12 protein-coding genes are annotated in these 13,851 nt (G+C 62.6%); 5 read left to right on the top strand and 7 right to left on the bottom strand.

The window, feature by feature from the left end:
* The first annotated feature begins 74 nt into the window (after positions 1-74).
* The 3 genes from lepA (at position 75) to O4H53_RS25240 (ending at position 3,640) form a co-directional block, all read left to right on the top strand.
* Positions 75-1,874 (top strand): translation elongation factor 4, encoded by a 1,800-nt coding sequence (lepA, locus tag O4H53_RS25230; protein WP_269367684.1) that lies wholly within the window; start codon positions 75-77, stop codon positions 1,872-1,874.
* A gap of 21 nt (positions 1,875-1,895) precedes the next feature.
* On the top strand, positions 1,896-3,044 hold the full coding sequence (locus O4H53_RS25235) for a hypothetical protein (protein WP_269367685.1): 1,149 nt from the start codon (positions 1,896-1,898) through the stop codon (positions 3,042-3,044).
* A 95-nt stretch (positions 3,045-3,139) separates the two neighbouring features.
* On the top strand, positions 3,140-3,640 hold the full coding sequence (locus O4H53_RS25240; RefSeq protein ID WP_269367686.1) for an alkylphosphonate utilization protein: 501 nt from the start codon (positions 3,140-3,142) through the stop codon (positions 3,638-3,640).
* Here the strand turns inward: O4H53_RS25240 and O4H53_RS25245 are convergent.
* From O4H53_RS25245 to O4H53_RS25275, 7 genes are read right to left on the bottom strand one after another with little or no spacing between them, the layout of a single operon-like run.
* Positions 3,637-4,113, bottom strand: a complete 477-nt coding sequence (locus O4H53_RS25245; RefSeq protein ID WP_269367687.1) for a class I SAM-dependent methyltransferase — start codon at positions 4,111-4,113, stop codon at positions 3,637-3,639. The genes O4H53_RS25240 and O4H53_RS25245 overlap by 4 nt on opposite strands.
* On the bottom strand, positions 4,110-4,871 hold the full coding sequence (locus tag O4H53_RS25250; RefSeq protein WP_269367688.1) for a polysaccharide deacetylase family protein: 762 nt from the start codon (positions 4,869-4,871) through the stop codon (positions 4,110-4,112). Before O4H53_RS25250 ends, O4H53_RS25245 begins: the two co-directional genes overlap by 4 nt.
* Entirely contained in the window at positions 4,868-6,001 is a 1,134-nt protein-coding gene (locus O4H53_RS25255; RefSeq protein ID WP_269367689.1) for a glycosyltransferase family protein, read from the bottom strand. The genes O4H53_RS25250 and O4H53_RS25255 overlap by 4 nt, the downstream gene beginning before the upstream one ends.
* Complete coding sequence (locus tag O4H53_RS25260; RefSeq protein WP_269367690.1) at positions 5,998-6,582, bottom strand: histidine phosphatase family protein; 585 nt, start codon at positions 6,580-6,582, stop codon at positions 5,998-6,000. The genes O4H53_RS25255 and O4H53_RS25260 overlap by 4 nt, the downstream gene beginning before the upstream one ends.
* Complete coding sequence (locus O4H53_RS25265; RefSeq protein ID WP_269367691.1) at positions 6,579-7,655, bottom strand: glycosyltransferase family 4 protein; 1,077 nt, start codon at positions 7,653-7,655, stop codon at positions 6,579-6,581. Before O4H53_RS25265 ends, O4H53_RS25260 begins: the two co-directional genes overlap by 4 nt.
* A complete protein-coding gene (locus O4H53_RS25270) occupies positions 7,652-8,893 on the bottom strand; it encodes a glycosyltransferase family 4 protein (RefSeq protein ID WP_269367692.1) in 1,242 nt (413 codons plus the stop codon). The genes O4H53_RS25265 and O4H53_RS25270 overlap by 4 nt, the downstream gene beginning before the upstream one ends.
* Positions 8,890-10,104, bottom strand: a complete 1,215-nt coding sequence (locus tag O4H53_RS25275; protein ID WP_269367693.1) for a glycosyltransferase family protein — start codon at positions 10,102-10,104, stop codon at positions 8,890-8,892. The genes O4H53_RS25270 and O4H53_RS25275 overlap by 4 nt, the downstream gene beginning before the upstream one ends.
* A gap of 336 nt (positions 10,105-10,440) precedes the next feature.
* On the opposite strand from O4H53_RS25275, the gene O4H53_RS25280 reads away from it, so the two are divergent.
* A complete protein-coding gene (locus tag O4H53_RS25280; protein ID WP_269367694.1) occupies positions 10,441-12,876 on the top strand; it encodes a mechanosensitive ion channel family protein in 2,436 nt (811 codons plus the stop codon).
* Between the two features lie 86 nt (positions 12,877-12,962).
* The gene (locus O4H53_RS25285) at positions 12,963-13,736 is read left to right on the top strand and encodes an MBL fold metallo-hydrolase (RefSeq protein WP_269367695.1); all 774 of its coding nucleotides are present in this window, start codon (positions 12,963-12,965) and stop codon (positions 13,734-13,736) included.
* Positions 13,737-13,851 lie beyond the last annotated feature (115 nt).

A 13,851-nucleotide genomic window follows, 5' to 3' on the forward strand; every position in this document is an offset into this window, starting at 1 on the left:
CCCGTCCGGATGAACCTGTTACGCTGTGTTTTGACCAATTGACGCTTGCCCCGCGCTGCGCCATATCCCCATACATGACACCGCTTTCACACATCCGCAATTTCTCCATCGTCGCGCATATCGACCACGGGAAATCCACGCTCGCCGACCGGCTCATCCAGGAGACGAATACCGTCTCCCTGCGCGACATGAAGGCGCAGATGCTCGACAGCATGGACATCGAACGCGAACGGGGCATCACCATCAAGGCCCAGACCGTGCGGATCAACTATACCGCCGACAATGGCGAGGATTACGTCCTCAACCTGATCGACACGCCCGGCCACGTCGACTTCGCCTATGAGGTGTCACGCTCCATGCGCGCGGTCGAAGGATCGCTGCTGGTTGTCGACAGCACCCAGGGAGTCGAGGCGCAGACTCTCGCCAACGTCTATCACGCCATCGACGCGGACCACGAGATCGTGCCGATCCTCAACAAGATCGACCTGCCGGCCAGCGAGTGCGACCGCGTGGCCGAACAGATCGAGGATGTGATCGGCATCGACGCCTCGGGCGCGATCCGCGTCTCGGCCAAGACCGGGCAGGGCATCCATGAGACGCTGGAAGCCATCGTGCACCATCTGCCCGCGCCCAAGGGCACGCTGGATGCGCCCCTGAAGGCGATGCTGGTGGACAGCTGGTACGACAGCTATCTCGGCGTCATCGTCCTCGTCCGCATCATGGACGGTCAGTTGAAAAAGGGCGACCGCATCAAGATGATGCAGAACGGATCGGTTCATCACGTCGACCGCATCGGTGTCTTCCGCCCGGTGATGACGGAGATCGACGTGCTGGGACCGGGCGAAATCGGGTTCCTGACCGCTTCGATCAAACAGGTGCGCGACACCCGTGTCGGCGATACGATCACGCATGAGAAGAAAGGCACCGACAAGGCGCTGCCGGGTTTCAAACCTGCGCAACCGGTTGTCTTCTGCGGCCTCTTCCCGGTGGATGCCAATGACTTCGAAGACCTGCGCGACAGCATCGAGAAACTCGCGCTCAACGACGCCTCCTTCAGCTTCGAAATGGAAACCAGTGCGGCTTTGGGCTTCGGCTTCCGCTGCGGGTTTCTGGGGCTGCTGCACCTTGAGGTCATCCGCGACCGGATCGAGCGTGAATATGACATCGACCTGATCACCACCGCGCCTTCGGTCATCTATAACATCCATATGAAGGACGGTCAGGTCGATCAGTTGCACAACCCTGCCGACATGCCCGATCTCACCTATGTCGACCACATCGAGGAGCCGCGCATCAAGGCGACGATCCTGGTGCCGGACGAATACCTTGGCGACGTGCTGAAACTCTGCCAGGACCGCCGGGGCATCCAGATGGACCTGACCTATGCCGGGTCGCGCGCGATGGTGGTCTATGACCTGCCGCTGAACGAGGTGGTGTTCGACTTCTACGACCGGCTGAAATCGGTGACCAAGGGCTATGCGAGCTTTGACTACGCGATGATCGGCTACCGCCAGGACGCATTGGTCAAGATGCAGATCCTGGTGAATGACGAACCTGTCGATGCGCTGTCCACCATGGTCCACCGCGACCGGGCAGAGACACGGGGCCGCGCCATGGTCGAAAAGCTGAAAGACCTGATCCCGCGCCACATGTTCAAGATCCCGATCCAGGCGGCGATTGGCGGCAAGGTCATCGCCCGCGAGACGCTGAGTGCCATGCGCAAGGACGTGACAGCCAAGTGTTACGGTGGGGACGCGACCCGGAAGAAGAAGCTGCTGGAGAAGCAGAAGGCCGGCAAGAAGAAGATGCGGCAGTTTGGCAAGGTGGATATTCCGCAAGAGGCTTTCATATCAGCGTTGAAGATGGATAGTTGATTTGACTAGTACTTCCAGAGAATGACCTTTATTTCTCTCCACTTCCAGCAGACTGCCAATCAATTCAAGATGGCATTTTTGTGTGATAGTCTGATTACGAAAGAGGGAAGTGAGGACCAGTCTCATGAACCTCTAACTCTGCCGTTCCCTCGCCCAAAATCTGATCAACGCGAAACCGTTGGTTTGCACAGCAAGCTATTCTTTATTTCTCAGACACTAGCATTTGCATGGTCAGGAAGTCTTTTGGCTGCTGAGAAAGCGGTCGAATTGTTGTTCGAACTGAATAGCAATAACCCCGAACACAGCGCGCCTGAACTTGTTGGATTAGTCAAAGCTCAGTTGGATCCCTTCTACCTAAAAAGGCTTACTATGATCGTTGCGCGTAGCTGCGAAGGTCACTGCAGTTTTGAGTCCTACGGATGCGAGACGTTAGAATTCTCAAAGGGCAGACTGGTAATTGTTGGTGGGTCGGGAAAGAATTATCAAGATTTAATCGAAACCTATTTGCCTGACTTTGAACGATTTGAGCGACAAAATGAAAAAATACCGGCACAAGATCAGGATTTCGGGCATGGGCTTTGCACCTTGATCCAAAACTTCCTCGTTTCAGAAGGTGTCGTCAGGGACTTTACCATGTACGCAACGGGCGGATGGTATGAACTTTGTTTTGCGACCAATGAAGGGTTTGAGAAAGTACCTTATACAGTCGTGTCTTTGTACAATCATGGCCCTGAAGGGGACATTGACCTTTTATATGCAGCAAGGCCTCATTTTTCGGGGCAACAAACAATCGTTGCTCGTACTGACATGAATGGAATGAGATTTCCAATTCCCGACGACGCGAATGTAACGCTCACTCGGCTCAAAACGTTTCACGCCAAATATTCCAAAATTGAACAACCCGATACCTGCGAATTGAAATGGCCCGATCATTTCTTTGATACTGGATTTGGTGAGTATACTTCAAGTTTTGCGACTTTCTGCATCGTCTGTCATGATAATCGAGTTCTTGGTTGTGAGGCACTGTCGAAAAATCCAATAAATTTTGAACGAGTAGCGCAATCCATCAGTACTAATTTGATCCGCGATATCTTCGCTGATTATTTCGTGGAAAGTATGGACCATCGTATTGCGACATATATTCGCAACAGAGCAGACGCTTCAGACTGAACATCCTTGAACTATTTCCGTCTCACGGGCGCGGTGGTCCCCTTCAATGACACAATTCAATTGCACCCCCGACCGGCGAAACTTACTCCATCCCCATGACATGTCCGCTCTGCACCACCGAAAACACCCCGCTCATCGAAACGCCTGTCCCCGGCGGCCCCGATGGTGCCTCCGTCGAGATCTGCGCCGCCTGTGCGGACCCGGACACGCCGCCCGATCATTTCCGCCCGCTGGCCTCCACCATGTGGTCAGAGGACCCGGCGCTGCAGGTTCTGGCCGCGCGCATCCTCAAGCGGCTGGATACGGACTGGGCGCGTGACCTCGCCGAACAGCTTTACCTTGATGACGAGACCCGCGCATGGGCCGATAACGTGCCGCAGGGGTCGGATCACAAGGACAGCAACGGCGTGCCGCTTGCCACCGGTGACACCGTGGTGCTGATCAAGGATCTGAACGTGAAGGGCGCGGGCTTTACCGCCAAGCGTGGCACGGCCGTCCATCGAATCTCGCTGGTGCCCGACAACCCCGCCCATATCGAAGGCCGGGTCGAGGGGCAGCGCATCGTGATCCTGACGGAATTCGTGAAAAAGCGTTAGACCCGGTAAAACAGGTATCTGTCCCCTGCCACCGTCTCCGGCCCCGCGATGCGGTCGAACCCCTCAAGCGGATCCTGCGAGATGACCAGCCCGCCCGGCACCATCAGCGGCGCGATCAGGGGGCTCATGGCGCGGCTTTTGGCGGCGTCCTTCTCGGCCACGCCGATGCCCAGCTCGTAATGCACCAGCGCCAGCTTTGTCCCGCTCCGGGCCATCTGCATCAGCATCCGGTCGGCATCCCCTTGCAGGAAATTCTCCGCCGGGGGCACGCAGGAGGGATGGGCGTTCATCTCGCGGTCGATCACCCAGATGCGCCGACCGGGCAGGACTTCGCGCAGGTGATCATAGGTGCGCCCGTTGCCCAGACCCAGTTCCAGCACATCGCCCTCCAGCCCTTCGATCTGCCCTGCGGCCCAGTTGATGCCGTCGATCTGGGCGGTCAGGCGGCGGCGCATGGATTCAAGACGGCTCATGGCAGGGGTCCTTTCAGGGAGATGAGGTTCACAGGTCTGGCGCCGCCCGCAAGCAGGGTCGACAGGCAGGCGCGGGTAAAGTCCCAGATCGCGGGGTCATGCACCAGGTGGTGCGTGAGAAAGCCCAGCGGCTCGGCCGCATCCGCGCGGCCCCTGCGGCGGTCCTGCAGGTGCCGGAGGAGGGCGGTCATCTGGCTGTCCGGATCGACCAGCCCGCCGCCGCCACGCCAGTGGATCGGATCCATATGGGTGTTGATCTGCACCAGCCCGGGTGCCGCCTCGCGGGCGGGGCGGGGAGTATAGGTCGAAAGCGCGCGATAGCCCAGATCGGGCAGGCGCGGGATGAGGGCGGGATCGATGCGGTTCCAGGGCGGCACGAACATCTCGAACAGCTTTGGCCCAAGAAGTCCGCGCAGGCGGTCCAGCCCCGCCTGCGCCTGTTCGGCCGCATCCGGGCGGGCATGGCCAAACTCGGCCTTCTTCTGCCCCTCGGGCGCATGGTTCAGATGGGCCCATCCATGCACCAGCGCCGTCGCATGGGCGCTGGTGCCGATGACCTTTGCCAGGGCCGCTGTGGCAGGTTGCGGAATCACGGCAAGGTGGACCGGCATCTCCAGCGCTTCCGCCAGGTGCAGGAGTTGCTCCAGCGCTGCCGTCGGCTCCGTCGCGTCGTCATCCCGCCACCAAAGCGGCAAATCCCGGCCCTCGGCCCGCCAGATGGCCAGCTCATCGGTCAGGGGGGACCAATCGGTGCTCATGACCGCGCCCCTTGCATCTCTGACACGATCTCGACCGTGCGCGTCGCCCCGTCCAGCCCCTGATGCAGCGCGGCGGGGCGCGGGCCTGCGGTGACCTCAAGCAGCGCCTGCAGCAGGGTCTCTGCCGTCAGATCGGCGCTGCGCACCACTGCAATGCCGGGGCGTTTGGCAAGCGCCTCGGCGCGGATGCCCTGTTCCACCTCGCTGCCCGCATCGAAGGGGATGAAGACCGCCCGGCAGCCGGTCTGCAAGACATCCAGCGCAGTGTTATAGCCGCACATGGAGACAGAGGCGGCCGCGTGGTGCAGCATCTGGCGAAAATCCGGACGCGCGGGTTCGACCACCACATTGGCGGGCGCGTCCATCTGCGCGCCGCGTTCCGCTGCCTTGGCTCCGCCCAGCAGCAGCCGCCATTGCCTGTCGGGGTCCCGTCTGGCGGCTTGCAGCGCGGCGGCGAAAATCTCCGCGCCCACGTCGCCGCCCCCCGCGCTGACGATCACCTCTTCCGCGCCGGCACTTTGGGGATGTGCCGGGGCAGGGGGCGGGGCCACGAAACCGGTGTATCTGAGCCTGGGTTGCAGCACCTCAGATACCGGCCAGCTGAGGCTCAGGGGCGTTATCGCCGCATCCGAATGCACAAGCACCGCGTCATAATAGGTGTCGATCATCTCATCGGCGAACGCGGCCTTCCTGGGTTTCGACGGCGGCGCGAGGATGTCGCGGATGGAGGCGCAGATCAGCGGCTTGCCGGCGCTCCCGCGTGCCGCACTCAGCAAGGCGCGGAATTCCTTGCGCAGGATGCGGCGGCCAAAGGGAAAGAGTTCGGTGATCAGCACATCCGGGGCCTCGGCGTGGAAATGATCCAGCAGGGCGGCCTGACGCCGGGACAGCGCGCTGTCGGTCACCACATCGCCCTGCATGTCCAGCAAACGGGTGAAGTCGACGCCGTCAGAGCGCACTGGTGGCAGCTGATGCAGGGGAATATCGGCGTCCTGCAGGTGCGGTGCAGGCATCCCGCCCGACATCAGGCTGATCCTGTGGCCTGCCTGCCGGAACGCCCGCGCAAGGGTCAGTGCACGGGACAGGTGCCCGGTGCCCAGCAGGTGGGTTACGACAATCATCACCTTCATGGTGCCGTCTCCGTCAGGCGCAGCGGCTCGGCGCGGGGGCGCCAGCCGGAGGGGTCTATGTCGATGATGTAGAGCCTGTTGCGCTTCACCGCAAAGGGGGCGGGACCGTCGAAATCCCAGCCATGGGCATGGGCCAGCAGCACCCGCATCACGCCGATATGGCAAACTGCCACCGCATCTCCCGTCAGCGCCTCTGCCCAGGGCAGCAGGCGCGCACGGACCTCGGCGGGGCTTTCGCCGCCGGGCGGGGCATAGTGCCAGCCCCAGTCTTCAATCGGGCGATAGTCGCAATCCGGGTCGGCATGCAGGTCGGGGCGTTTTTGCCCCTCCCAGCTGCCCCAGTCCATTTCGGTCAGGGCCGGGTCGGTTGTCGGGGCGCGGCCACTGACCAATTGTGCCGTTTCTGCCGCGCGGCGCAGGGGGCTGGACCAGATCGCGGCGCGGTCCCAGGGGGGCGGCAAGGACAGCAGCGCCAGTTGCGCCCGTGCTTCGGGATCAAGCGGGATGTCGGTGCGGCCCTGAATGCGGCCCGCGCGGTTCCATTCCGTGTGGCCGTGGCGCAAGAGGGCAAGGCGGCTCATGCCGCCACCCCCGCAGCGAACAGGCCCCTGCCCAGGCATTGCATCGCGGCGGGCAGCAGGTGGTGGGCTGCAATGTGGTCCCTTGCGGCGGCCCCGGCGGCCTGGCGAAGCTCAGGCTTTGCCAGCAAAGCCGTCAGCCGATGGGCCAGGGCGGCTGCCCCGGCCCCGGGGGCGGGGTATATGCCCGGTGCCAGCACGTCGCGGACGCCGGGACGGTTCTGTGCCACGACCGGCAGGCCCGCCGCCTGCGCTTCGAGATAGGTCAGGCCGAACGCCTCGTTCACGCCGGGCCAGAACAGCAGGGATGCGCGGGCATAGGCGCCCTGCAGCGCGTCTTCCGTCAGCGCACCGAGAATGCGTACCTTGTCACCAAAAGGTGCCATCAGCGCCGCCACCTCCGCGCGCGCCGGACCATCGCCTGCGATCTCCAGCGCCCAGTCGCCTTCCAGCAGCGTCAGGGTTTCCGTGATGATGCGGTAGGAGGCCAGCTTGTCCCCCGCGCGCATCATGCCGACGCTCAGCATCGGACCACTCAAAGCTGCGGCATCCGGCAATGTGTCGCGGCACAGGAACGGGCGCAGGTGGATCAGGTGTTGCCCGGTCGGTGCGTCGCGGCGCAGGGTTTCGGCGTCACGGGCCGTCACGTAGAAAATCACCGCTGCGGCATCTGCCGCCGATTCTGCAGCGGCTGTGAAATCGGCCCAGGGGCCTGCCAGCCGCTTGCGCGCACGGGTGGATTCGACCTGCAGATAAGGAATGCCCAATGCCCCTGCGACAGCGGGGCCGATCAGGTCGGGGGCCTTGTAGTAATTGTGATAGCTGACCCAGGCCTGCCAACGCTCCCGGCGGCCCTGCGGGATCAGGCGCGCGATCTGCTCCTCTGCCTGCGCAAACAAACTGGCTTGCAGTGCGGTGTCCCCGCTGCCGTCCCTGCTGCGCAGCGTGCTGGCAAGGGTTACCTCAGCGCCTGTCCTTTCAAGCGCCGTCATCAGCCCCCGCGCCATTGCCCGGTCACCGGAGGGCGTGGGGTGGTCAGGCGGTTTCAGGGGAGCATAGAACGCCAGCCGCATCATCTTGCCGGCGCGAGCATTGCCACAAGGCGCTTTTTCAGATGTGCGATCCCCGGTTGCATCAGGAAATCCGAGGTCAGCCGTGCAAGGGCGGCATCGGCCATCGCTGCCGCACGCACCGGGTCTGCGGCGAAACCGGCCATGGCCTCGGCCAGTGTCGCCGGTGCGTCATCGCTCAGCACGCCATGCACACCGGTGTCGATGAATTCGGGGATGGCAGAGACCGGCGTGCTGAGGATCGGCAGCTTCTGGCTGGCCGCCTCCATCAGCACATTTGGCAGGCCGTCGCGGTCGCCATCCGCCGCGATGCGCGAGGGCAGGACAAAGAGATCGGCGGCGCGCATCGCCGCGATCACCTCGGGCTGGTCGCAGGCCCCGCGCCAGGTGATGCGGTCGCTGATCCCATGCGCTTCGGCGCGCGCGCGCATCTGCGCGTCCAGCGCCCCGCCGCCGATATGGGTCCAGTGCCAGTCGAGGGTGGCAGGCAAGAGGGCCAGCGCGTCAATCAGGTTGTCAAAACCCTTTTTCTCGACCAGCCGCCCCACTGACATCATCCGGAACGGGTCACCCGGTTTGCGCAGTTTCCGCTCTGGTGGGGCAGGAAACCGTGCGAGGTCCAACCCGTGATACACCAGATCGACCCGCTCGGGCGTGTCGGCCAGACCCTGAAGATGCGCCGCACCAAAGGCGGTGCAGGTCGCGCCAAAGGCGGCGCCGTGATGCCGGCCTGACAGTTTTTCGCGCAATTCCCAATCCGGCGACGTCCAGATGTCCTTGGCATGGGCGGAGAAGGACCATGGCAGTCCTCTCAGTATGGCTGCATAGCGCGCGACAGAGGAGGGCGTATGCAGAAAATGCGCATAAAGGCCCGCCACATCCTGCGGCAGTTCATGCGCCATCACGCAGGCCTGCCCCCAGCGGCGGCGGCGGTTGGGCGTGTCGTCACGGTTCAGATCGGCAGCATAGGCGGCAGCGGCCGCGTCAAAACCGGGCATGTCGGCCGCAGCACCCATCGCGCGGGCCACCCGGGCGGGTTCATCGCGCAGGTATTCCGGCAGATAGCGCACCTGGGCCTGCAGGCGGTCATGCAGCGGATGCGTCTTGTGATCGGTCGGATGCCGCAGCGACCAGATGTCAAACTGCAGACCGGCCTCTTCCAGCGCGACCAGTTCCTGCGCGATAAACGTCTCTGACAGGCGCGGCCAGCCCTTGACCACGACAGCCAGCTTTCCGACGTTCATTTGCTGTTCTCCCCGGCCATCAGGGCACGGGCCCGCGCCACCACGACATCCAGACCTTCCAGCAGCCCGTCTGCCCCGGCTTCCGATGGCTTGCCCTGCCGCGGCAGGTTGCGGATGGCCGCGATCATCGACGCGGTGGTCATCCCGTCGCGGGTTTCATCCAGCATCCGCACCAGCCCGCGCTGTTCCGCACGGCTCGCCCTGATCCACTGCTCCAGCCGGGGTTTGGTGCGCGGCACGATCACCGCCGGCTTGTCAAAGGAGAGCACCTCGCAAAAGGTATTGTAGCCGCCCATGCAGATCACACCTTCGGCCCGGGCAAAAAGCGCCTCGATCCGGCTGTCGAATCCCGTCGCGATGACGCGCCCGCCCAGTTTGGCCACCCGTGCGTCGAAAGCCGCGCGCACTTCGCCAGACAGGAAGGGGCCGTAGACCAGCACCGCGTCCGGCCCCAGGGAGGGGTCGTTTTCATAGGCTTCAAGAACCAGCGACACCATGGTGGCGCCGTCGCCGCCGCCACCGGGGGTGATCAGGATATAGGGCCTGTCCGGCACCTCGGAGGCGTCAGTGACAGTGCGGCGCAGATAGCCGGTCCAGTGCAACCGCGCGCGGGCGGCCTCCGACAGGTGAAGCCCCTCGGTCGGGTCATAGACATCGCGTGCGCCATAGACCCAGATCTCGTCATAAAACCGCTCTGTTGCCTCGATCGCGCCCTTGCGTGCCCATTCGGCCCCGATGACCTCCGGTTCGTCCAGCACATCCCGCAGTCCAAGGACGCAGGGTATGTTCCCCTTGGCATGCAGCCACTCCAGCGTCGGCAGCAGTTCGCCGCGAAAGCCGGTTGGTTCCTTGTCCACGATCAGCAGGTCCGGCTGGTATTGCTCGACCGAGGTCTGGATCAGCCCCGCCCGCAGTGACGTTGTCTGGTCGATGTCCATGCCAAGCGTCTGGCTGACATAAGACCCGTCCGGCAGTTTCGTGACGCCCGGCAGGCGGATATGATCGACCCGTTCGGGAAAGGTAAATCGCCCTGCGACGGGCGATCCGGTCAGGATGATCGCGGAAGCCTTGTCATCGCCCTTTGTCAGGGCGGTGGCCAGCGCGCGGGACCGGCGCAAATGGCCCAGCCCGAAGGTGTCATGACTGTAGAACATGATCCTGTGCGACGTTGCCTTGCGGGCCATCGTGACGGTGTGGGTCATACGTTCCATGTGCAGCGGTGCCGGTCCTGATCGCATCAGGACGCAGCCCGATTTCCCGCTTGTTCTGGGAAACTGCTTTCCCGGTTCACCGGGTCTGTCATCTGGACGGGGCGCTGGCTGGTCTGGCTGCGCGTTGGGCGGCTGAAGCAGGCAGGGTGCATCATGGGCGGTCTTTCCGGTTCTAGTGTGGCAGCCCGTGGCGCCTGCATTCCGATATGGCACAAGTTATATGGGCTTGTAAAACATCTGCACTGATATTTGGCCCGAGGCCCTGCCGCACCGGGGCGGCGATTGCAATGGTGTGTCGCCTGACTTAGCGTAGTAAAATTGAATTTGGGGGCCATCATGCGCTATCTTACCTTTCTCATCATGGCCTTGATGATCTGCCTGGCCGCCCCCGATGCGCAGGCGCAGGGGCTGGGGCCGCTGCTGAGCAAGGAAAAGGCTGCCCCCTCCGCGAGCGAGGAAAACATCGACCGGATCATCCGGCAGGCCGCCGAAAATGGTGTGGGCGTGGTGGTGATCGACACCGAGGGCAACCTGCTGACCCAGGGCACCACCGAGGCTGCGGAAACCACGGCAGAGCAGCCGGCGGGGAAATCACCGCTGATGGCCGCACAGGACCGGGCGATGCAGCTCCGGGCCGCCCTTGTAGACCGGCTGTTACTGCTGCCTGCCGCCTTCAACGAAGTCGCCTATATCCTGCGCGCGGCCAGCCCGGATGGCACCATTTGGGCCTTTGGCAAGACATTGCTGTTGTGCCTCGCCCTGTTTGCGGTCGGGTCGCTGTTCGAACGATATGTGTTTGGCAGACGGATCGCGAAGGGATTTGTTACCTCCCGCGTGATGGAAAACCCGCAGGGCTATGTGGAAAAAATGCCCTTCCTCGTCATGCGCTTTGCCGTCGGCGTCGTGGGTATCCTGGTTTCGATGCTGGTGGCATACATCCTGGGGTTCGCGATCTTTGGCACCCTGGAAGACACGGCGATGCAATTTACCGTCAGCCTGATCAATATCGGCTATTTTGCATGCCGCCTGGTTGCGGGGATCTGGCGGATGATCCTTTCGCCCTTTCTGAGCCAATACCGGATCCCGCATTTCAGCGACCGCGACGCAAAACGGCTGCACAGGTGGATATGGATCCTGGCCGTCCTGGACATCTGCGCGATTCTTTTCGGCATCTGGATCGGTGAGCTGGGCCTGAACTACGAGGTCTATGCCTTTCTCAGCGCGATGATGTCGGCGGGTATCGTCCTGATGAACATCCTGATGGTCCTGATCAACCGCCGCGCAGTCAGCCTCGCTTTGCGGAACGGGAAATCCCTGGAGGAATGCAGTTTCCTCGTGCGGTTCCTGTCGCGTGCATGGGCGCCGGGGATGATTGTTTACGTCATCTTCGCCTGGCTCGAACTGACCGCTGATCTGGTCCTTGGGAACCCGTCCTCCATTCCGCTGATCGCGGGGGCCTACGGCATCATGATGTCGATCATCGTGGTTTACGGTGTGATCAACTATCTGATCGAACGCAGTTTCGCCCGCGCCCGCGCGATGCGCCGCATGAACGAAAAGCTGGCCGAGGAAGAAACCCAGGAGGCCGAGCTGGCGGCCGCACTGGAAGCACAGTCCGAAATCTCCGAAGTTGAAGCGGCGCGGCTGAGCGAGGAACTGGCCGATACCCGTGCCGCCGTGGCCGAGGAAGAGGCGCGCATGGGGCTGATACCGCGCCACCGGCTGAACACCTTCGAAGGTCTTGCCGGGCGGGTTGCCGGCATTCTTGCCTTTGTCGCGGGGGCCTATGCGTTTTTCTACATCTGGGACAACGACGGCGCGCAGATGGTCGAAAGCTATGCCGACCGGTTTCTCGACATCCTGGTGATCATCTTTGTCGGTTACGTGGTCTATCACGCCTTCCGGATCTGGATCGACAACAAGATCGCCGAGGAAACCGGGGATGAAAAGGAAGTCGAACTGGGCGATGAGGGCGGCGGGTCTTCCGCAAGCCGGCTTGCGACCCTGTTGCCGCTGTTTCGCAACTTCATCCTGATCCTCGTGGTGGTGACGCTTCTGCTGATCGTGCTCATGGAGCTGGGGATCAATGTCGGCCCCCTGTTTGCCGGTGCCGGGATCGTCGGGGTGGCGATCGGCTTCGGCTCCCAGGCGCTGGTGCGCGACATCTTTGCCGGGGCGTTCTTTCTGTTCGACGACGCCTTTCGCAAGGGCGAGTATCTGGACGTGGGCGAGGTCAAGGGCACGGTCGAAAAGATCTCCGTCCGGTCCTTCCAGCTGCGCCATCATCTGGGCGCGCTGCACACGATTCCCTTTGGTGAACTGCAGGTGATCACCAATTATTCCCGCGATTGGGTGATGATGAAACTGCCGCTGCGGGTGACCTATGACACCGATGTGGAAAAGGTCCGCAAGCTGATCAAGAAACTGGGGCAGGAACTGCTGGATGACCCGGTGATCGGGGACAACTTCATCCAGCCCCTGAAATCCCAGGGTGTGATCGAGATGCAGGACAGCGCCATGATCATCCGGGTCAAGTTCATGACCAAGCCCGGGGATCAATGGCTGGTGCGCAAGAAGGTCTATGAGGACATCCGCGCCCTGTTCGAACGCGAAGGCATCAAATTCGCCCACCGCGAAGTGACCGTGCGCCTGGCCGATGGCAAGGTCGAGAACCTGAGCGAAGAAGACCGCAAGGCGGTCACCGCGGCGGCACATGCCCATATCGAGGAAGAGGACATGGGGGACGCCGCAGACATGGGGGATGACCGTTAGGCGCGCGACGCCGAATTTACGCTCCCCCGGTTTTGACAAAGGGGGGCAGCCGCCTATCTCCTGCCTAACCCAGAAGGAGGATCACAATGTCACAGACACGTCGCCATTTCCTTGTCACCACCGCTGCGACAGCCGGGGTTGTCACGCTTTTGCCCTATGCCGCGCGTGCCGCAGCCCACGCGGGCGATACCTTCGACACCGAAGCGGGCCCCATCACCGTGCATCCGGTCTCCCATGCCTCCTTTGTCATGGAGACGCCCAAGGGCACGATTTACGTCGACCCGGTGGGCGATGCGGCACAATACGCGGATTTCCCGCCCGCGGATCTGGTATTGATCACCCACGAACACGGGGACCATTACAACGCAGAAACCCTGTCCTCCCTGGTGGGGGAGAGCACCCAACTGATCACCAACCCGGCCGTCTTTGACATGTTGCCCGATGACCTGAAGGGCAAGGCAACGGCTGTGGCCAACGCGGAAATGGCGCAGTTTGCCGGGATGAACATCGAAGCGATCCCGGCCTACAACATGACCGAAGAGCGCAAGAATTTTCACCCCGAAGGCCGCGACAACGGATATGTGCTGAACTTCGACAAGTTCCGGGTCTATATCTCGGGCGATACCGAGGACATTCCCGAGATGCGGCAGCTGTCGGACATCGACCTGGCCTTTGTCTGCATGAACCTGCCCTTCACCATGGACGTGAATGCCGCGGCATCGGCGGTGTCCGAATTTGCGCCGACATATGTCTATCCCTACCACTACCGCGGCCGGGACGGCGGCACCCAGGATCCGGAAGCTTTCGCCAAACGTGTGGGCACGGATGTCGAGGTGAAGATGGGCAAGTGGTACGATTGATCTGCTTTCGAATGGGCTGACGCCCCTCCGACCGGGGAGCGGGGGGGGGGGGGGGGGGGGGGGGGGGGGGGGGGGGGGGGGGGGGGGGGGGGGGGGGGGGGGGGGGGGGGGGGGG

The sequence above is a fragment of the Sulfitobacter sp. G21635-S1 genome (assembly GCF_027213915.1).
Lineage (GTDB): Bacteria > Pseudomonadota > Alphaproteobacteria > Rhodobacterales > Rhodobacteraceae > Sulfitobacter.